This is a genomic window from Pacificoceanicola onchidii, assembly GCF_004804335.1.
GTDB classification, from domain to species: Bacteria; Pseudomonadota; Alphaproteobacteria; order Rhodobacterales; family Rhodobacteraceae; genus Pacificoceanicola; species Pacificoceanicola onchidii.
This window is the reverse complement of sequence record NZ_SRXY01000001.1, coordinates 914790-932447: the sequence shown is the minus strand read 5'-3', so window position 1 is coordinate 932447 and position 17658 is coordinate 914790. Positions and strand designations below refer to the sequence as shown.

Annotated in this window: 23 protein-coding genes; 5 read left to right on the top strand and 18 right to left on the bottom strand. The window is 60.5% G+C overall.

Going from position 1 to position 17658, the window contains the following annotated elements:
- The first annotated feature begins 2 nt into the window (after positions 1-2).
- Genes E4662_RS04560 through E4662_RS04550 form a run of 3 tightly spaced genes read left to right on the top strand, consistent with a single transcriptional unit; the run spans position 3 to position 2813 of the window.
- Positions 3-599 carry an MlaC/ttg2D family ABC transporter substrate-binding protein gene (locus E4662_RS04560; protein WP_136440268.1) on the top strand — a complete coding sequence of 199 codons (597 nt, stop codon included), beginning with the start codon at positions 3-5 and terminating at the stop codon, positions 597-599.
- Between the two features lie 55 nt (positions 600-654).
- Positions 655-2295 (top strand): hypothetical protein, encoded by a 1641-nt coding sequence (locus tag E4662_RS04555; RefSeq protein ID WP_136440055.1) that lies wholly within the window; start codon positions 655-657, stop codon positions 2293-2295.
- On the top strand, positions 2292-2813 hold the full coding sequence (locus tag E4662_RS04550; RefSeq protein ID WP_136440054.1) for a DUF3726 domain-containing protein: 522 nt from the start codon (positions 2292-2294) through the stop codon (positions 2811-2813). Before E4662_RS04555 ends, E4662_RS04550 begins: the two co-directional genes overlap by 4 nt.
- Positions 2814-2819: 6 nt before the next feature.
- Here E4662_RS04550 and E4662_RS04545 read toward each other — a convergent pair whose 3' ends face one another.
- From E4662_RS04545 to recO, 6 genes are all read right to left on the bottom strand, one after another.
- Positions 2820-3866 carry an L-idonate 5-dehydrogenase gene (locus E4662_RS04545; protein ID WP_136440053.1) on the bottom strand — a complete coding sequence of 349 codons (1047 nt, stop codon included), beginning with the start codon at positions 3864-3866 and terminating at the stop codon, positions 2820-2822.
- A gap of 26 nt (positions 3867-3892) precedes the next feature.
- Complete coding sequence (locus tag E4662_RS04540; RefSeq protein ID WP_136440052.1) at positions 3893-4663, bottom strand: FadR/GntR family transcriptional regulator; 771 nt, start codon at positions 4661-4663, stop codon at positions 3893-3895.
- 113 nt (positions 4664-4776) lie between these two features.
- Positions 4777-5220 carry a molybdenum cofactor biosynthesis protein MoaE gene (locus E4662_RS04535; protein WP_136440051.1) on the bottom strand — a complete coding sequence of 148 codons (444 nt, stop codon included), beginning with the start codon at positions 5218-5220 and terminating at the stop codon, positions 4777-4779.
- 3 nt (positions 5221-5223) lie between these two features.
- Positions 5224-5469 (bottom strand): molybdopterin converting factor subunit 1, encoded by a 246-nt coding sequence (gene moaD / locus E4662_RS04530; protein WP_136440050.1) that lies wholly within the window; start codon positions 5467-5469, stop codon positions 5224-5226.
- A 1-nt stretch (position 5470) separates the two neighbouring features.
- Positions 5471-6136, bottom strand: coding sequence for a CDP-diacylglycerol--glycerol-3-phosphate 3-phosphatidyltransferase (gene pgsA, locus E4662_RS04525; protein WP_136440049.1), 666 nt, complete (start codon positions 6134-6136; stop codon positions 5471-5473).
- A 59-nt stretch (positions 6137-6195) separates the two neighbouring features.
- Positions 6196-6924, bottom strand: coding sequence for a DNA repair protein RecO (recO, locus tag E4662_RS04520; RefSeq protein WP_136440048.1), 729 nt, complete (start codon positions 6922-6924; stop codon positions 6196-6198).
- Between the two features lie 82 nt (positions 6925-7006).
- On the opposite strand from recO, the gene E4662_RS04515 reads away from it, so the two are divergent.
- Positions 7007-7657 carry a Pr6Pr family membrane protein gene (locus E4662_RS04515; RefSeq protein ID WP_168797886.1) on the top strand — a complete coding sequence of 217 codons (651 nt, stop codon included), beginning with the start codon at positions 7007-7009 and terminating at the stop codon, positions 7655-7657.
- On the opposite strand, the gene E4662_RS04510 is transcribed toward E4662_RS04515, so the two are convergent.
- From E4662_RS04510 to E4662_RS04500, 3 genes are read right to left on the bottom strand one after another with little or no spacing between them, the layout of a single operon-like run.
- Positions 7599-7934: a DUF1491 family protein gene (locus E4662_RS04510; RefSeq protein ID WP_136440046.1), complete on the bottom strand. Its 336-nt coding sequence runs from the start codon at positions 7932-7934 to the stop codon at positions 7599-7601. The two genes, E4662_RS04515 and E4662_RS04510, sit on opposite strands and share 59 nt — an antisense overlap.
- The gene (gene era / locus E4662_RS04505; protein ID WP_136440045.1) at positions 7927-8835 is read right to left on the bottom strand and encodes a GTPase Era; all 909 of its coding nucleotides are present in this window, start codon (positions 8833-8835) and stop codon (positions 7927-7929) included. The genes E4662_RS04510 and era overlap by 8 nt, the downstream gene beginning before the upstream one ends.
- A 42-nt stretch (positions 8836-8877) precedes the next feature.
- Positions 8878-9756, bottom strand: a complete 879-nt coding sequence (locus E4662_RS04500) for a DMT family transporter (protein ID WP_136440044.1) — start codon at positions 9754-9756, stop codon at positions 8878-8880.
- Positions 9757-9966: 210 nt separating this feature from the next.
- On the opposite strand from E4662_RS04500, the gene E4662_RS04495 reads away from it, so the two are divergent.
- Positions 9967-10386, top strand: coding sequence for a J domain-containing protein (locus E4662_RS04495; RefSeq protein WP_136440043.1), 420 nt, complete (start codon positions 9967-9969; stop codon positions 10384-10386).
- Here the strand turns inward: E4662_RS04495 and rnc are convergent.
- The 9 genes from rnc to folK all read right to left on the bottom strand — a co-directional run bounded on the left by rnc (position 10371) and on the right by folK (position 17547).
- A complete protein-coding gene (gene rnc / locus E4662_RS04490) occupies positions 10371-11060 on the bottom strand; it encodes a ribonuclease III (RefSeq protein WP_136440042.1) in 690 nt (229 codons plus the stop codon). The genes E4662_RS04495 and rnc overlap by 16 nt on opposite strands.
- A gap of 7 nt (positions 11061-11067) precedes the next feature.
- A complete protein-coding gene (gene lepB / locus E4662_RS04485; protein WP_136440041.1) occupies positions 11068-11904 on the bottom strand; it encodes a signal peptidase I in 837 nt (278 codons plus the stop codon).
- Between the two features lie 58 nt (positions 11905-11962).
- Positions 11963-12385: a holo-ACP synthase gene (gene acpS / locus E4662_RS04480; RefSeq protein WP_136440040.1), complete on the bottom strand. Its 423-nt coding sequence runs from the start codon at positions 12383-12385 to the stop codon at positions 11963-11965.
- Positions 12386-12835: a hypothetical protein gene (locus tag E4662_RS04475; RefSeq protein ID WP_136440039.1), complete on the bottom strand. Its 450-nt coding sequence runs from the start codon at positions 12833-12835 to the stop codon at positions 12386-12388. It lies immediately after the preceding gene.
- Positions 12836-12885: 50 nt separating this feature from the next.
- Positions 12886-13638, bottom strand: a complete 753-nt coding sequence (locus E4662_RS04470) for a pyridoxine 5'-phosphate synthase (RefSeq protein ID WP_136440038.1) — start codon at positions 13636-13638, stop codon at positions 12886-12888.
- A 93-nt stretch (positions 13639-13731) separates the two neighbouring features.
- Positions 13732-14385, bottom strand: coding sequence for a DUF2062 domain-containing protein (locus tag E4662_RS04465; protein ID WP_136440037.1), 654 nt, complete (start codon positions 14383-14385; stop codon positions 13732-13734).
- Positions 14386-14401: 16 nt separating this feature from the next.
- The gene (locus E4662_RS04460) at positions 14402-16543 is read right to left on the bottom strand and encodes a RelA/SpoT family protein (protein ID WP_136440036.1); all 2142 of its coding nucleotides are present in this window, start codon (positions 16541-16543) and stop codon (positions 14402-14404) included.
- 21 nt (positions 16544-16564) lie between these two features.
- Positions 16565-16918 carry a DNA-directed RNA polymerase subunit omega gene (gene rpoZ, locus E4662_RS04455; protein WP_136440035.1) on the bottom strand — a complete coding sequence of 118 codons (354 nt, stop codon included), beginning with the start codon at positions 16916-16918 and terminating at the stop codon, positions 16565-16567.
- Positions 16919-16998: 80 nt separating this feature from the next.
- Positions 16999-17547 carry a 2-amino-4-hydroxy-6-hydroxymethyldihydropteridine diphosphokinase gene (folK, locus tag E4662_RS04450; protein WP_240705115.1) on the bottom strand — a complete coding sequence of 183 codons (549 nt, stop codon included), beginning with the start codon at positions 17545-17547 and terminating at the stop codon, positions 16999-17001.
- Between the last annotated feature and the right edge of the window lie 111 nt (positions 17548-17658).

The window sequence follows — 17658 nt, the reverse complement described above, 5'->3', positions numbered from 1 at the left end:
CGATGCATTTCTCCCGCCGCAGTTTCACGCTTGGGGCCGCTGCTGCCCTGCTCAGCACTGCCGCACTGCCCGGAGCCGCTCTGGCCGCCACGGCAGCGCAGGCGGAGGCACTCGTTGGTAAACTGGTCTCGGACATCAACAAGGTGATCGGCTCCGGCAAATCGGAAGGTGCGATGATCAAGGACTTCGAGCGCATCTTCAAAAAATACGCCGATCTTCCGACAATTGCTGCCTCGGCGCTGGGCGTCGACGGCCGCCGCGCGACATCCGCTCAGAAGAAGGCTTTTACCAACGCCTTTACCGGTTACATCTCGCGCAAGTATGGCAAACGGTTCCGGGAGTTTATCGGCGGTGAAATCCGCGTCGACGGCTCCAAGTCGGTCAAGAACGCCTTTCAGGTCAACGGGACAATGATCCTGCGAAACGAAGCGCCATTCGACGTGACGTTCTTTGTCGGCAAGAAAAGCGGCAAGTTCTACAACCTCTACCTTGAGGGCGTGAACATGCTGCTGACGGAACGCACGGAAATTGGTGCCATGCTCGACAAGCGGCGCGGCGACATCGATGCGATGATCGCGGACCTCAAGAAAGCTGGCTAAGCAGCTTGGTCCGAATCTGTAGTCAGACGCGCAATGAAATGGCAGTCTGGCGAACATGAAGGATCAGGCTGACATTCCAAAGATGACTGCGATGCGCCCGCCGTCGCAGGTGATGCGGCTGGCGCGCATGGGGGCGATGTTTCCCACGCGCTTGTCTTTTCTGCGTGTCCTGCTGCGGCAGCTTGCAGACGAGCGCTCCAAGATGACGCGGACCGTTTGGGCCATCGACGATGAAGGCTTTGGTCACGCGGTCTATTCGCTGACGCTTGGAGGCCATGACTACAGCCTTGTTGCAGTGTCCAGCGCATTGCCGGACGAGGCGCGGTCAGATCGGGTGATCGCCACTGCATGGGATACGGCTTATGTGCTGTATGACGGGAAGCCCGATCAGGACGAGATCGCCCGGATCGTCGCGACAGCCCCTCTACAGGAGGCCGGCCGTTTCACGGAACGAGACCTTGTTCTGAGCCGGGCCAACAAATCTGTGCGGCTATTTTCCCATATCGTGGATAGGCTGAGAGCCGGTCAGCAGCCGGATGCTGCGCTGATCAATCAGGTTGGGTACCTGATGCGGACCACGGCGGTTTACGGGAACGGCAAGTTCGGCATAGCCGACCGCGGATTGATCGAGGACCGCCCGGGGCTGTCCGGTCCATTTGCCGCCGAGATGCTGACGGTCTGGATGATCCGAACGTTTACCCATGATCTGGCGGAGCATCTTGGCGGGGGAGCGCTGGACCAGGATCTGAAGCGGCATTTGGGTATCGGAAACGCAACGGGTCTCGGAATGGCCCCTTTCCTCGTTTCTCATCCGGTTTTGCTGAACAATTGGATGCTTGCCCGGGAAACCGCGCTTGCGCGGGTGCGGGCGCAGGAGATGCGGGAGGACAAACGCACATTGTTGCTTGGGAACGTCCGACGGGCCGCCGATCATCTTGCGGAATGGGCGGTGCCTGATCCGGCGCATCAGTCGCGGATAGACAAGCTGCGGCAGGAATGGCCCCGGATCGAAGCGCTGATTTCAAACCATGTGGGTGCAATCGACGGGTTGTTTCGCCAAGGCGAGACTTTCAGCCTTGAGGCACAGGAGTTGCTTGTCGCCTTGCTGATCGAGGCCTTCCCGGAGCTGGTGGACGATCTGGCAGCTGGCATGCATGATCCGATCGGGTTGTGCACACGGCCGTTTGATGACGCAGCTGACGTTCTGCAGGCGATTGAAGCGCTCTACGGATGGGCTTTGGATGTCGATTTTGATGCGCCGGAGGCGCAGCACCAGTTCTGGTATGTCTCCGCCGCCAAGCAAGAGCCGCGTCTTGGCGTGCGCAGTGCAGAACCGGGGGCGGACCTTGAAAGCCCGCTGGACATTGCACGGCGGGTTCAGGCGCTGCACCGTGCCTTGAAACCGGGCATGGATCTTGCGGCTTTCCGCAAGGCGCACCCGGAGCATGAGCTTGCCTTGACCCGTGTGCTGACCAACGCCGTGCATCCCTATTCCGAGATTCAGGACAACCTGATTGGGGAAGACTGTCTGCCGATCGACATGCTGCGCTGCAAGCTCGCTTTCTTTGGCGCAACAAAATTTGATCCAAAGTCAGACCGCTGGACGCGCATCACTCTGGCGCAGGGCGCGCCTTTGCCGGAAGATATCGAGAAGGGAATCGGGGATGATTGGTGGTTGAAAGGGCTGACGGCATGAGCCGCTCTGCAAATGAGATCATGACTTTGGCGCAAAAGGCCGCGCGCGGGGCAGGGTTTCCGCCGCATCAGGCCGACCGCTTTGGGCGGGCGGCGGCTGTGCATTTGGCGTCCGGGCACGGGACAGAAGCCCTGCGCCGCGCACTCACCGACGCCAAAGATAGCCCCATATTGCGCCTGCCGCTTCTGATGGACGATATGCTCCGGGCGATGGATCAGCTTGGCGGCGATGTTGAACTGACATTGCACCCCGGTGACGAGCCGCTTGCCCCGGCCTATGCCCGGCTGCTGCCGATTCGGGTGAAGGAATGTAGTGTTCTGGAACCTGAGGATCGCCAGAACCGCTTGCGGGTGGTGTTGGACCCGATGATGCCGGGAAAGCCGTCTTTTCCGCCGCGCATCCACGCGCCAGACGCCTTCATCGAAGAACTCTCCGCCCTTGCGGAGAAGACGTTTGTACCGGAGAGCGCCGCGTCGCGCTCTGCCGGGGCTGGCGCGGGTGAGATTGACAACGACTGAAGCTGGTCAGGCGCCCTCGAACATCAAGTGGACCTTGACCGCCCGGCTTCTGTCCCCGGCGGTTTCGAAAGCGGTCGTGGCCTCTTCAAGCGGGAACTGCCCGGTGACCATCGGGCTGACATCCAAGCCCCCGGTGCGGATCAGTCGCACGGCCTCGTGAAACTCGATATGGCGAAAGCGTTGTGTGCCCTGCCATGTCATTTCCTTGCCAACGATGGCACTTAACGGAACAGAAGCCTGGCCGCCCGTTCCTACCTGAACAATCCGCCCCTGCGGCCGCACAGCGGCCATCGCGCCCTGAATGGCAGGCGAGGCACCGGAGCATTCAAAGACCACGTCAAAGTGGCCCTTGCCGTTTGAGAAACGCTCCATCCGCGCGCCGTTCCGGCTCATGTTTATGACTTCTGTGGCACCCAAGGCCTCGGCCACACCCAGCGGGACGTCCTGCAAATCCGTTGTGACGATCTCGGCCGCCCCGGCCTGTGCCGCGACGGCTGAACAGAGCGCACCAATCGGGCCCGCCCCCGTCACGAGCACGCGTTTGCCCATCAAATCACCGGCCATGTGGCGGGCATGCAGGCAAACGGCCAAGGGCTCCGCACAGGCCGCAGCGCTCAGATCGACATTGCCCACGGGCACGCATTGCTCGGCTTCCAACACGATACGATCCCGAAACAGCCCTTCGTAATGCGGAACCCGCATGGCGGAGCCACGGAACCGCATGTCCTGGCAATGCGTCGTCATGCCCTTGAGGCAGTAGTCGCAGTTCATGCAGGGCCGGGAAGGGTTGATTGCCACGTGGGTGCCAACCTCCAGATCCGTAACTCCATCGCCCAAAGCGATGATTGTTCCGGCCGCTTCATGGCCAAGGATCATCGCGCCTTGAATACGAAACGGTCCCAAGGCGAATTCATGAAAATAATGCAGGTCAGACCCGCAAATCCCGCCCGCGCTGACCGCAACCATGACTTCGCCCGGTCCGGGCTGTTCAATCCGGGTTGTCTCGATCCGGATGTCGTGGACGTCTCGAATGCGGCAAACGCGCGTTTCCATCGGCTGTCCTTTCCTAAGGCGCTGCATCAGTTGCGCGCCGTCTCCCGTTCCAGTCTTTGCCGGGCGATGCGTTCATTGGCCTGTGCTTTGCGATCCGAGAACAGGGCGCTCTCGACATAGGACAGGTGATCTTCAATCCCCTTGCGTGCGGCTGCGCCGTCGCGGGCCTGTAGGGCATCGTTTATGACACGGTGCTGATCCAGCAGCGCCTCTCGATTGGTCCGCTGGCGGAACATTATTTTGCGGTTGTAGAAAACGCCTTCGCGCAGCAACTGATACATGGAGCGCATCATGTGCAGCATGATCACGTTGTGGCTGGCTTCGATGATCGCAAGGTGAAAATCGGCGTCGAGCCGGGCCTCGTCGTCTGGATTGCGCTTCCCATGGGCGGCGCACATCTTGTCAAAGATGTTCTGGATCACCGCCAGATCACTGTCGCTGCCAAACTCGGCGGCGCGTTCGGCGGCGAGCCCTTCCATGTCGCGGCGGAAAGTGAGGTAATCGAAGACGGCCTCATCATGACCTTTGAAGAGTTGCACAAGCGCGTCCGAGAAAGCGCTGCCAAGCACATCGGTGACATAGATCCCGGCACCCGCCTTGCTGGTGAGCAAGCCGCGCTCTTGAAGTTCTGCAATGGCCTCGCGCAGGCTGGGGCGGGAGACGGCGAGTTGCTCGGCCAGCGCCCGTTCAGCCGGCAGACGCTCGCCGGGGCGAAGTATGCCGCGCAGGATCAGTTGCTCGATCTGGCGAACAACGGCAGTGGACAGCTTTTCGGGTTGAACGGGGCGGAAGGGCATGGCTCACCTGCTTGAATTGGTCAAATGATATGACCGGAAGCAGGTTTGGGCAAGACGGGTTCAAATTCCGTGAACGGAATTTGCAAAAATCTTCGAAGATTTTTGCGCGCACCCTACCAACGGGTCAGCGCAGCTTCGTCTTCATCTTTCGCAGCCACCCAATTGGTTCCCTGCCCGCCGTGCTCCTTTTTCCAGAAAGGCGCGCGCGACTTGAGGTAGTCCATGAGGAACTCTGCGGCTTCAAAGGCGTCGACGCGATGCGGGGCTGCGGTGGCGACCATCATGATCTTTTCGCCAGGCGTCATGCGGCCATAGCGGTGGATCACCAGGACATCGCCCAAAGACCAGCGTTCCAACGCTTCAGTGGCGATTTTCTCCAGCGCCTTTTGCGTCATGCCCGGGTAGTGCTCGATCTCCATCGCATCGAGGTCCCCGGTCGCCAGGTCCCGCACGATACCGGTAAACGTCACCACAGCGCCCATGTCATGGTGCCCGCTGGCGAAGTCTTCCGCCTCGCGCCCGAAATCAAACGGCGCTTCCTGCACGGTGACGCGCATCGCTCAGCCTCCGGTCATCGGCGGGAAGAACGCCACTTCACGCGCGCCTTCGATGGAAGCGTCAAAATCGGTCAAGTCCTGATCCACAGCCACACGCAAAGCGGACAGATCGGAAAAGGCGACCTCGTAGCGTTCCTCGCGGGATTTCAGTTCTTCAACCAGATCCGCAACGGTTTTGGCGGAGGTCTCCACGCGTTCCTTCGGCACGCCGATGCGTTCGCGCACCCATGCAAAATACAGAACATCCATTTCAGCGCTCCTCCTTCAGGAACGGCAGGGCTTTGCTGTAGTAGTCCCACCCGGTAATCAACGTCAGCGCGGCGGCAAGCCACAGCAGGACAAGCCCGATGTTCCCCGCCCAGACCATGCCAGCGTATTTCCACCGCAGACCAAGCGTATCCTCGACGGCCCCGTCCAGAATGTCGCCAACCATGGCTTCATCCATGCCGAAAATGCTCATTCCGAGGTAATGCTCGAACACGCCCTGGGCAAACAGAACGGCGATGGCGACCATCTGCAGCGTGGTTTTCCATTTCGCGAGCTTGGTCACTTTCAGCGTACCAGCGGTGTCGCCGAGGTATTCGCGCAAGCCCGAGACAAACACCTCGCGGAACAGGATGAAAGTCGCAGGCAAGACCAGCCACGGCGACATCGACGAATAGCCGACGATCACCATGAGCGCGATCACCACCATCGCCTTGTCGGCAATCGGGTCGAGCATCGTGCCGATCTTGGTTTCCTGTTTCCAGGCGCGGGCGAGGTGCCCGTCAAACCAATCCGTGACAGAAGCCACAAGGAACAGGATCAGCGCCGCCCAATCTGCGAAAGGGCGGTTGAAGTACAGGAACATCACCGCCACGCCGGGTGCGGCGAGCAGGCGCAAAACGGTCAGGATATTTGGCAAAGTCCATATCATCGTGCCTTAACTATCCCGTAACGGAGAAAGGGGGAAGAGAGCATAAAGGGACGCACGCGTTATTCAGCCCGTCGTGACAGTTGATCAATGAACCGCGCGCGGGCCTCTGGTACAGGGTCGTCGCCCAGATTTGGCGCGAGATGATGCTCGAAGAAATGTCCGGTTGTGCCCAGGGCCTGCACGATTTCGGTGTTGGAGGCCTCGCCTTGGCCAAGCAGAACCGGGGGCAGGGGAAGGAGGCGCGGGGCCCAGTCGCCTGCGCCGGAGCGCGATACGGCCCGGCCGGTTTTCGGTGAGACGTAAATGAGGTCCTCAGTGCCGCCTGTCACAGCGCAGGAAGCCAGGTCCAGCGCAAAGCCGAGATCTTCGAGCAGCGACATTTCCCAACGCAGATAGGCCAAAGGCCAGAGGTCTGGCTGTCCCATCAGGTCCAGAAGGCTTTCGCTGCGGCGATACAGCGGTACGTGCGGCTCTCTTTCAGGGAGGCTGAAAGACAGGAGCGCGAGCACAGCGTTCAGACCCGATAACATCAGCCGATTTGCCATGGCCAGATGCGCCCGCGCGCGTTCCGGTTCGGCCCGGAACGCACCCATATGCTCTTCGAGCCGGGCCGACCATCGCAGATCAAGCTGTGCCCCGGGTTGCAGGTGCGGGACCATCTTGCGCGAGGTGCCGCCCTTCATCACGCCCAGATGCCGACCATGGTCTGGTGTGAAGACCTCCAGAATCACGGAGGTTTCCCCATGTTTGCGAGTGCTCAGAAGAATCCCGGTATCGCGCCATTCCATTGCGCGACTATTGGCCGGGCGAAGGCAACTGGCAAGGTCGTGACTTGCCAAATCCACTGCGCCGCGCATCTTTGAGGCCATGATGGATTACTCTTCGCGCGCGCGGCTGGTGGCAGCCTTGATTGCACTCACCGCAGCGGTGACCCTTGCAACGCATATCAACATCGGGCTGACGCGGCATCCAGACCGCACGCTTTTTGTCGAACTGTGGCGCACGGGACGGTATTTCACGATTCTCACCACGTTTATGGTTGTGGTCCTCTTCGCGCGCGTCGCGTTTTCGGGGCGTCTTACACAAGGATGGGCTGCGGGAATAGCGCTGTGGACCGCGATTGTGTCCATCGTCTACCATGCTCTTTTGGCGCGGGAGTTGTCCGGTTTGCGGCTTTACGTCGATCATGGGATGCACACGGTGATCCCGATTGCCGTTGCTCTTTGGTGGCTGGCTTTTGCGCAGACCTCCGCTTTGCGGTACACCCATTCGGCTTGGTGGCTGTTATGGCCGGGGCTCTACATGGGCTACGCGCTGCTGCGCGGAGAGATTGACGGGCGACATCCGTATTTCTTTCTCGATCCGCCTCTGATCGGCTGGCCAAAGGTTCTGATGTGGATCCCTACACTGGCGCTGGTGTTCTGGGTTTCAGGGCTTGGGCTGATCTGGCTGGGACGCCGGATCAACCGAGACCGTCCTGATCGAGAAGATGCCGCCCGAGGCGATCTTCAACCTCGATAACCCAGAGGTCAGGGTCAAACCCGCGCTGACGGGAAATCGCGGCGTCCACCTCGGCTTCCGGTCCACTGGCCAGTTCGGTCCAGACGCGTTCGCCGCTCATCAGATCGAAGGACCGGGTAAAGGCCTTGGCGGTGCCGTCCAAAGGCGCTTGTTTGACCAGAACCGCCCCGGAGGTGTCATCGCCATGTGCCACGACAAAGGCCGGAATGTCGGCGAAACGCAGCCGCGCAATGTAAGCGTCAACCCAGAAGCGCGCCGTTAGCCGTGCCTCAGGCATTGCCGTCGCGGAAATCGAGACCCATTTCGGAGTAACGCTCTTTCTCTTCGAGCCAGTTCGAGCGCACTTTCACCTGCAGGAACAGGTGAATCTTGCGCCCCAGAAACTCGGCCAGTTCTTCGCGCGCGGCTTTTGAAATCGCCTTGATCGTCTCACCCTTGTTGCCAAGGATGATCCCTTTGTGCCCGTCGCGCGCCACATAGATCACCTGATCGATGCGGGCGGAGCCATCCTTGCGCTCTTCCCAGCTCTCGGTCTCAACCGTCAGCTGGTAGGGCAATTCCTGATGCAGGCGCAAGGTCAGTTTCTCCCGCGTCATCTCGGCGGCGATCATACGCAGCGGCAGATCTGCGATCTGATCTTCGGGATAAAGCCACGGCCCTTCCGGCACCTCGTCAGCGAGCCAGGCGCGCAGGTCTTGCACGCCGCGCCCCTTCTCGGCGGAGATCATGAAGGTCTTCACGAAGGGAAAAGCCTCGTTCATGTCCTGTGTCAGCGCCAGCAGAACATCGGGCTGAACCTTGTCGATCTTGTTGATCGCAAGCGCAATCTGGCGGCCCTTGGGCAGTTCCTGAAGCCCATCGATAATGCGTTTCACCCCCTCGGTGATGCCGCGATGGGCCTCGATCAGCAACACGATGATATCCGCATCTGCAGCCCCACCCCAGGCGGCGGCGACCATGGCGCGATCCAAACGGCGTTTGGGCTGGAACAGGCCGGGTGTATCGACAAACACCAACTGGCTGTCCCCTTCGAGCGCCACGCCCCGGATGCGGGCGCGGGTGGTCTGGACCTTGTGGGTCACGATCGACACCTTCGCCCCGACCATGCGATTGGTCAGGGTAGACTTGCCCGCGTTGGGCTCTCCGATCAGGGCGACGAATCCGGCGCGTTCTGTCATGGGTGCGATCCTAATGCTTGAAGACATGGCCTTTAGCGCGGATCACCGCCTCGCGCCAGCCCTGCCATCGCGCCAAAGCGAGTAGATGCCCGCAGCAACGATCAAAGCTGCGCCGCCAAGGGTCATGGTATCGGGACGTTCACCAAACACAACGTAGGCCAGGATCAGCGCCACGATCAGCCGCGAATAGCGGAAGGGCGCGACGACGGAGACCTCGCCGGTGCGCATTGCGGCTGTCAGGGCGGTGTAGGCGATAACCCCGCAGAGTGCAGTGCCGCAAAGCAGGAGCGCGGCGTAGGGAGACGGCGCGGAAGGCATGCCCGGCTCAAAGGCCATGATGACCAACCCGGCAAAGGTCACCACCGCAAAGCCCAGAACGCCCAACTGTGCGGAGCGAATATGCGGCGGGCTTGTGCGGGTTGCCACGTCCCGGCCTGCAAAGCCGATCATGCCCAAAAGCGCAAAGATCGCGTTGGCCTCGATCCCTTCGGGTGACGGGCGAATGATAAAAAGTACCCCGACGAACCCCACCGCCATGGCCGCCCAGCGATGCGGCCCGATCTTTTCTCCCAGAAACAGACCGGCGCTTGCCATGACCACCAGAGGGGCGGCTTGCAGAATGGCGGATGTGGTCGACAGTGGCGTGTAAGCGAGGCTCAGGGCAAAGAACAGGCGTCCGCAAATCTCAAACCCAGTGCGGATCAACAAAGGCTTCTGCAGGTAAGCGGTATCCCAAAGCGCCAACCCCTGCCGCTTTGCGTAAACCGCATAAATCGCCATGGCGATCAGGCCGAACTGGACCGTGGCCATGCCAGCGGTCACGCCGCCCGAGCCGGTGGCGGCTTTGAAAAACGCATCTTCTATGCCAAAGCCCAGCATGGCCAGCATCATCCAAAGACTGCCTTTGAGGTTATCGGTCATGCCCAACTCGCGCGTGATTTCCGGCACCTAGGCCTGAAAAACAGCTCGATACAAGGGGCAAGACAGCAGGGCGTGCGTTAACTTTCTGGCAAGAATGTGGCTTCTCTAAAATCAAAGACAAAGTTATGCCTTATTTCAGACAAACCGGACGCCTCGCGGGGGCAGGGCGTTGGGACTGTAGCGAAGACAGACACGCGCATTGGAGCCGCCATGCCCCGCAGCACGAGTACAGATGATCCTTACGCCCTGCTTGGCGTGAAGCCCACAGATGATTTCGAGACGATCCGGGCAGAGTGGCGCAGGTTGGTGAAAACCTATCATCCCGATGTCTGGTACGGATCCGAGCGTGCGGCCACGCGCCGCCTGATGGCGATCAATGACGCGTTCGACGAGATTTCCGTGATGCACAAACGCGCGCGTGAAGAGGCTGAACGGGCTACGAAAGCCCCGCGATCGGAGCCTCAGACCAAGCGCGCCAAACGTCCGCAGCCCAAACCGCGCGCGGCGTCCAAACCCCGGCCCACGCCGCCCATGCGCGCGCAGCGCCCAAGTCCTTACGCCGAGCGATTTGATCAGGCGCGGGCCGCGTTCACGGAAAAAGACAAAGCCAAGGTTCAGGCATTCGCCTGAGAGAGACGCGAAAGCAGCGCTTTGGCGGCTTCCTGTTCCGCCTGCCGCTTGTTCCCGGCGGTCGCTTCGGCGGTGTCACCTGTTGGGAGGCGGGCCTCCATGGTGAACATGGGAGCATGATCCGGCCCGCTTCTACCGATCTCTACATATGAGGGTGGTTGCAGGCCGCGTGCCTGGGCCCATTCCTGCAGGGCGGTCTTGGCGTCCTTGGCGTCGTCTTCGACGTTTGCAACCCGGTCCCCCCATAGGCGCAAAATCAGGGTCTGAGCTTCGTCAAAACCGCCGTCGAGATACACCGCAGCAATGACCGCCTCCATGGCGTCGCCCAGAAGCGCCATCTTGCGCCGGCCACCCGTCTTCTGCTCGGAGCGGCCCAGTTTCAACGCAGCGCCGATATCGACCTCGCGGGCGACATCCGCGCAGGTTTCCTTGCGAACAAGCGCGTTGAAACGCGGCGCAAGCTGACCTTCGGTTGCGCCCGTGTCATGCTCCAGCAGCGCCTGCGCCATGACAAGCCCGAGCACACGGTCGCCAAGGAACTCCAGACGCTGGTTGTCTTCACGCCCCGGCCCGGACATGGAGCCATGCGTCACCGCCTGTCGGAGCAAGGTGGGTGTCTTGAACCGGTAGCCAAGGCGCTCCTGCAGCGCTTCGAGATCGGCGGAAACTTTCACGCGGGCCTCAGTCAATCGCCTGGAAATACCGGTCGCTGCGCCATGTCCAGAAGAACAGCATGGAGCGTCCGGCGGAAGAGAACATTACACGATCCGCCCGGCCAATCAGGTTTTCATAAGGCACAAAGCCGACACCGCCCGCGATGTTCGGCACGCGGCTGTCCGAGGAGTTGTCGCGGTTGTCGCCCATGAAGAAATAGTGGCCTTCGGGAACAGTGTAGACAGAGGTATTGTCAGAGCCCTGAGCCGTGATGTTCAGGATGCTGTGCGAGACGCCGCCGGGCAGGGTTTCGACGAACTTCGACTTGCTGCATACGCCGCCATCGCCGACGGGGCCGTTTTCGCAGCGCGGTCGCAGGCGCTGAGGGCCTTGTTCTTCGGCGATTTCTTCGAAGGTGCCATTTGGCTCAACCGAAACCGGCGAGCCGTTGAGGAAAAGCACGCCCTTGCGCATCTGCACCTTGTCGCCGGGCAGGCCGATCAGACGTTTGATGAAGTCGCGGCCCGAGACCGGGTGCCGGAAGACCACCACGTCTCCGCGCTCAGGTTCGGAACCAAACAGGCGCTTGTTGTCGCCGTCGAACACGCCGCAGATGTCCTTGGCGTCGATGTTCAGGCCGAAACGCGGGGCAATCACGGAGGGGCAGGAGGCATAGGAATAGCCGTAGGCCATCTTGTTCACGAAGAGGAAGTCGCCGATCAGCAGCGTATCCTTCATGGAGCCCGATGGAATCCAGAACGGCTGAAACAGGAATGTCCGGAAAACGCCCGCGATCAGCAGCGCGTAAACGACGGTCTTGATCGTCTCGACGATCCCGCCGCTCTTCTTTTCTTCGGTGGCCATGCCTGAAAACCCTTTGCCTCAATAGACAAGCGCTACATGAGCGCCCACGGGCCGGGTGTCAAGCGACGGGCGGTTTGCCTGCGGTGATCGGGCGGGCTTCGATCATCACCACGGCCTGTGCCCAAGGGTGATCATCGGTCAGCGTGACGTGAATGATGGCCTCGTGCCCGTCCGGTGTCAGACTGTCGAGTCGTTCCTTGGCCCAGCCGGTCACTTCCATGACAGGTTGCCCGGTCCGCAGGTTGCGCACATGCATGTCTTTCCACGCGATCCCCATGCGCAACCCCGTGCCGAGCGCCTTCGAACAGGCCTCTTTCGCGGCCCAGCGTTTGGCATAGGTCCCGGCCACATCGCGCCGCCTTTCGGCCTTGGCCTGCTCAACTTCTGTGAAGACCCGATTGCGAAAGCGGTCGCCGTATTTGTTCAGAACCCTTTGAATGCGCTCGATGTTCGCCAGGTCCGTGCCGATACCGAGGATCATCTATTCGAGCACCCATGTGTCAATCTGCCCGGTGGCCTGGTTGAGAATGATCCGGATCGGGCGTTCATAGGGCTGGCTGGTTTGGAAATCGTACATCTGCACGGGCAGTGTGAAGATCAATCCCTGCGCCGGGTCATAGTCCGCCGAGAGTGCGTCAAACCGCATGCCGGAAAAGCCCATGCCGTTGCTGCCAATCAATCGGCACTGCCTGTCGCCCAGTTCTCCAAACGGCGGGGACAGGATCAGAAGGTAGGCCCAACCTGCCGCTGGCTCGATCGTGTCGAGCATGGCGAGCCGGACCTTGCCATTGGAGAAGGTGCGTGTGTGCGCCTCCCAGGGTTCGGGGATGTTGCGGGCTGAGGCCTGCCAGTCACAATCCATGACCTGTGGTCCTTCGGCCAAAGCCGGGAGGGCGAGGCAAGCAAACAGTGCTGAAAGACGTTTGAGCATAATGTGACCCTTCTCTGGTTCAGGGCACCTTAGCACAGCCGGTCCAGCGGTCACGCCCGGGCGTCATCCATCAGGCGCCGCATCTCGCGAATGGCAGGCTCAAGCCCCATGAAGATGGCCTCGCCAATAATGAAGTGGCCGATGTTCAGCTCCATCACCTCCGGGAAGGCGGCTACGGGGGCAACCGTCTCGTAGGTCAGCCCGTGACCTGCGTGCACTTCAAGTCCGAGCGAGTGACCGAACGCGGCCATGTCCCGCAACCGGGCCAACTCCGCATCGCGTTCGTCGAACCGCCCTTCGGCGTGGAAGTCGCAATAGGCCCCAGTATGCAGTTCGATCACTTGCGCCCCAATGCGGTTCGCGGCTTCGATCTGCGCCTGATCGGCAGCGATGAAAATCGACACCCGGCAACCCGCGTCGCGCAGCGGCGCAATGAAATGCGCCAGACGGTTTTCGTCCTTGGCAACCTCAAGCCCGCCTTCGGTGGTCCGCTCCTCGCGCTTTTCCGGCACGATGCACACGGCATGGGGCTTGTGGCGCAGCGCGATGGCCTGCATCTCGTCCGTCGCCGCCATCTCGAAGTTGAGCGGAAGCGAAAGCGCGTCCATCAGTCCGTCGATGTCTTCGTCCGAAATGTGACGCCGGTCCTCGCGCAGGTGCGCCGTGATGCCATCAGCCCCCGCCGCTTCAGCGATTTTCGCGGCGCGAATGGGGTCGGGATAGGCGCTGCCGCGCGCGTTGCGCACGGTGGCCACATGGTCGATGTTGACGCCAAGCCGCAGGCGTCCGGCGTAGTCAGTCATCTGATCCTCCTAGGTCTTGCTCAAGACATAGGGCGTCGGCCACAGATCAAAAAGCGAAGAATTGTAGCGATACAGGGGATTTGATCAAACGGATCAGTCCGCGCGGCCTTCGGCCTCCTTCTTCTTCTTGAGAAGTGCGAGCTTGGCCTTGATCTGCCCTTTGCGGCGATTCTTGTAGGCGGTGATCAGCGGCAGCGAGACATAATAGGCGACGATCCCGCACAGGATACCGGGCAGGATGCCGCCGATCATATAGGGGTAGAAAACCTCATCGTAGAAAATGCCGAGATCGCGCCAGGACACGGGATCGCCCTGAAAAACGGCCCAAAGGTTGTTCCACAGATCCTGCCCGGCCTTGACGAACTTTTCCACCAGCCCGCCATGATGTTCAGGTCCAACCCGGCCATTTTCGACGCCTAGCAGCCAGTACCCGGTGTTCAATGCAGCGACACCAATGGGAACATAAGTCAGAGGATTGCCAAAGAATGTAGACAACAGGGCGGCCAGGATATTGCCACGCAACAGCCACGCCAGAACGCCGGCGACCAGAAAGTGCAGGCCGTAAAATGGTGTGAAGGTGGTGAAGACCCCGGCGAAAATACCCCGCGCGATGCGGTGTGGCGGGTCAGGCAGGCGGGTCAGGCGGTGTCGGACGTATTGAGCCGCGCGTCCCCAGCCGCCACGCGGCCAGAGTAGTTCCCGGAGTATCTGAAGCACCGGGCGTCTATCACGCCTTTTGAAGACCAATACCTTGCCTTTCCAATCACTCCGCCGCTGCGGCCGGGGCAGCGGCCAAAGCCGGATCACGCCGCCGATCCAGAGAAGCAACGTTGCTCTCTGCTTCGAGCGCGGTCATGACCGAATGCAGGTGCTCTGCGTCCCGCAAGTCCACATCTATGACCAAGCGATAAAAATCCGGTTTCCTGTCGCTGAATCGCAGGTTGGAGATATTGGCCCTTTGTTCACCAATCAATGTGCAAATCCGTCCCAGTACGCCTGCATCATTGGTGATGGTGAGTTCAAGTGACACTGTGTAGACCGCAGGGTGCGATCCTTCGGCCCAATGCAGATCCATCCAGCGATCTGTCTGGTCTTCGAATGCCTCTAGCGCGGCGCAGTCAATGGCATGAACAGAAACACCTTTTCCCCGGTGGGTCAGGCCGATGATCCGTTCGCCGGGCAGCGGCTGGCAGCATTTCGCGCGCTGAAAGGCCTGTCCGTGCTCGAGCCCGATCACCGCGCGTTTTTCCTCGATCAGGGCGCCGTCCTGAATGGCGAGGTTGGGGTAGACCGATTCGACGACCTCTCGCGCGGTGAGTTCCGCACTACCGACCCGGGCCAAAAGTGTCTCGGCGTCATCAAGGCGCAGAGTCTTGGCCGCAGTTTCCAAAACCTTGTCCGTGGCTTTCTTGCCCGCGTTTTCAAAGGCGGCCCGCACAAGTTCATTGCCGAGCTTGGCGTAGCGTTCCTTGTTCGCCTCCCGAAGCGCGCGGCGGATGGCCGTCTTGGCCTTGCCGGTTTGCGCAATATCGAGCCAGGTCGCCTGCGGCGCCTGTCCTTCGGCGGTGATGATGTCCACGGATTGGCCATTCTTGAGCCGCGTCCAAAGCGGAACGCGTAGCCCATCTACCTTGGCCCCGACGCACGCGGAGCCGATGCGCGTGTGAATGGCATAGGCAAAATCCAGCGGCGTCGCCCCTTTGGGCAGCTTCACCACGTCGCCCTTGGGTGTGAAGCAAAAAACCTTGTCCGAATACATCTCGAGCTTGACCGCTTCGAGGAAGGCATCGTGATCCTCCTCAGCGTCGAATTGCTCGGTCAGGCCCGCAATCCACTTCGCGGGATCGACGGCAAAGGGGTTCTGCGCGCGTACGCCATCTCTGTAGGACCAATGCGCGGCAACGCCGGTTTCGGCCACTTCGTGCATTTGCCGCGTGCGAATCTGCACCTCGACCCGCTTGCCATCGCGGCCCGACACGGTGGTGTGGATCGAGCGGTAGCCGTTGGATTTCGGTTGGCTGATGTAATCCTTGAACCGCCCGGGCACCGCGCGCCAGCGCTGATGGATCGCACCAAGCGCCGTGTAGGCATCGCTTTCGGTGCGGGTAATCACGCGAAAGCCGTAAATGTCCGACAGGCGGGAGAAGCCGATCTTCTTTTCCTGCATCTTGCGCCAGATCGAATAGGGTTTCTTGGCCCGGCCAAAAACCTCAGCTTCAATTCCGGTGCGCTCCAACTCATAGCGCATGTCAGAGGTGATCCGGTGGATCACGTCGCCGGTCTCTTTCTGCAGGGTGACAAAGCGGCGAATGATGCTGGCGCGGCCTTCCGGGTTGAGCACACGGAACGCCAGATCCTCCAGCTCTTCGCGCATCCACTGCATCCCCATGCGTCCGGCAAGCGGCGCGAAGATGTCCATGGTCTCGCGGGCCTTTTGTACCTGCTTCTCGGGGCGCATCGCTTTGATCGTGCGCATGTTGTGCAGCCGGTCGGCGAGTTTGACGAGGATGACCCGCAAGTCCTTCGACATGGCCATGAACAGCTTGCGAAAGTTCTCGGCCTGTTTCGATTCGCTGGATGACAGCTGCAGGTTTGTCAGTTTGGTCACGCCATCAACGAGATCGGCCACTTCCCGGCCAAAACGTTCTTCGACCTCCGAATAAGAGGCCCGGGTGTCTTCGATGGTGTCATGCAGAAGCGCGGTGATGATGGTCGCATCATCAAGCTGTTGCTCTGTCAGGATGGCTGCAACGGCAACAGGGTGCGTGAAATAGGGTTCGCCCGACTTGCGGGTCTGCCCGTCATGCATCTCGCGGCCATACTCATAGGCCGCGAGGATCAGCTTTTCGTTGGTCTTCGGGTTATAATTGCGGACGAGTGCAATCAGATCTTCGGCAGCGATCATCCACGATCAACCTTTTGGTATTCAGCCCTGACCTTGCGCCTCCATGAGCGCGCGCAGCAGCTTTTCTTCGGACATGTCGTCTTCTTGCGGCTTGTCCTGTTCGGCACCCATCAAAAGCGCCATGGCGTCTTCTTCGGGCTCGTCAACTTCGATCTGGGTCTGGTTCGACTCGATCAGGCGCTCACGCAGTTCATCGGCAGACTGGGTTTCCTCGGCGATCTCGCGAAGGGAGACGACCGGGTTTTTGTCGTTGTCACGATCAACGGTGATCGCGGCACCGGCGGAAATCTCGCGGGCACGGTGCGCGGCGAGCATCACCAGGTCAAATCGGTTCGGGACCTTGTCGACGCAATCTTCAACTGTAACGCGGGCCATGGGGCGCTCCTATATCCTGCGGGGCCGTCAGAAGGGCTTCCCTTACCTTGGAAAGCCAGTGTTGACAAGGCGAAAGGGGTTCACAAGGCGGTCATGTCCCGCCGCAAGTCCTCCGGAAGCGCGTCCGTCATTTCACGGACGGTCTTTCGCAATACCGGATGCCGCCAATCCGGGGCAATATCGCACAGAGGGACAAGCACAAAAGCGCGCTCGTGCATTCGCGGGTGAGGCAGGATCAACTGGTCGGGTGAGGACGTCATTTGCTGCTGAAGGGGAAGATTTTGCCAATGCTTGAATGTCGGGGGGTCGGGCGAGACCATGTCGCCAAAACTCAGCATGTCGAGATCAAGCGTGCGGCTTCCCCAACGGACTTCTCGCTCTCTTTCGAAGTCCGCCTCGATGCGGTGAAGGATGGCCAGGCAGTCCGGTGCGCTGCCGGGCCCCACAACTTCTGCGCAAGCGTTGGCATAATCCGGACCGGTTCCGGCCGGAAAGCAGGGTGTCGCGAAAAATCGGCTAACCCGCCTTAGGCGCAGCCCATTTTGGGAAAACGCCTGCAGCGCGGCTTTCAGTGTGCCTGCCGGATCCCCAGCTTTTGATCCAAGATTTGACCCCAGTGCGATGAGCATTCTTACACCTTCTGATCTTCGCATACTATCCTTATGGGGGAGCAATTCCCCTTGAATAACGTCACAATTCCTTTAACCTTTAACACGGCTCTGCCTTCTTTTTCACACTCA

Bases quoted from the DNA above. Each gene is read 5' to 3' on its own strand.
- E4662_RS04560 (WP_136440268.1), top strand. From the start codon at position 3: ATGCATTTCTCCCGCCGCAGTTTCACGCTTGGGGCCGCTGCTGCCCTG.
- E4662_RS04555 (WP_136440055.1), top strand. From the start codon at position 655: ATGAAGGATCAGGCTGACATTCCAAAGATGACTGCGATGCGCCCGCCG.
- E4662_RS04550 (WP_136440054.1), top strand. From the start codon at position 2,292: ATGAGCCGCTCTGCAAATGAGATCATGACTTTGGCGCAAAAGGCCGCG.
- E4662_RS04545 (WP_136440053.1), bottom strand. From the start codon at position 3,866: ATGGAAACGCGCGTTTGCCGCATTCGAGACGTCCACGACATCCGGATC.
- E4662_RS04540 (WP_136440052.1), bottom strand. From the start codon at position 4,663: ATGCCCTTCCGCCCCGTTCAACCCGAAAAGCTGTCCACTGCCGTTGTT.
- E4662_RS04535 (WP_136440051.1), bottom strand. From the start codon at position 5,220: ATGCGCGTCACCGTGCAGGAAGCGCCGTTTGATTTCGGGCGCGAGGCG.
- moaD (WP_136440050.1), bottom strand. From the start codon at position 5,469: ATGGATGTTCTGTATTTTGCATGGGTGCGCGAACGCATCGGCGTGCCG.
- pgsA (WP_136440049.1), bottom strand. From the start codon at position 6,136: ATGATATGGACTTTGCCAAATATCCTGACCGTTTTGCGCCTGCTCGCC.
- recO (WP_136440048.1), bottom strand. From the start codon at position 6,924: ATGGAATGGCGCGATACCGGGATTCTTCTGAGCACTCGCAAACATGGG.
- E4662_RS04515 (WP_168797886.1), top strand. From the start codon at position 7,007: ATGGATTACTCTTCGCGCGCGCGGCTGGTGGCAGCCTTGATTGCACTC.
- E4662_RS04510 (WP_136440046.1), bottom strand. From the start codon at position 7,934: ATGCCTGAGGCACGGCTAACGGCGCGCTTCTGGGTTGACGCTTACATT.
- era (WP_136440045.1), bottom strand. From the start codon at position 8,835: ATGACAGAACGCGCCGGATTCGTCGCCCTGATCGGAGAGCCCAACGCG.
- E4662_RS04500 (WP_136440044.1), bottom strand. From the start codon at position 9,756: ATGACCGATAACCTCAAAGGCAGTCTTTGGATGATGCTGGCCATGCTG.
- E4662_RS04495 (WP_136440043.1), top strand. From the start codon at position 9,967: ATGCCCCGCAGCACGAGTACAGATGATCCTTACGCCCTGCTTGGCGTG.
- lepB (WP_136440041.1), bottom strand. From the start codon at position 11,904: ATGGCCACCGAAGAAAAGAAGAGCGGCGGGATCGTCGAGACGATCAAG.
- acpS (WP_136440040.1), bottom strand. From the start codon at position 12,385: ATGATCCTCGGTATCGGCACGGACCTGGCGAACATCGAGCGCATTCAA.
- E4662_RS04475 (WP_136440039.1), bottom strand. From the start codon at position 12,835: ATGCTCAAACGTCTTTCAGCACTGTTTGCTTGCCTCGCCCTCCCGGCT.
- E4662_RS04470 (WP_136440038.1), bottom strand. From the start codon at position 13,638: ATGACTGACTACGCCGGACGCCTGCGGCTTGGCGTCAACATCGACCAT.
- E4662_RS04460 (WP_136440036.1), bottom strand. From the start codon at position 16,543: ATGATCGCTGCCGAAGATCTGATTGCACTCGTCCGCAATTATAACCCG.
- rpoZ (WP_136440035.1), bottom strand. From the start codon at position 16,918: ATGGCCCGCGTTACAGTTGAAGATTGCGTCGACAAGGTCCCGAACCGA.
- folK (WP_240705115.1), bottom strand. From the start codon at position 17,547: ATGCTCATCGCACTGGGGTCAAATCTTGGATCAAAAGCTGGGGATCCG.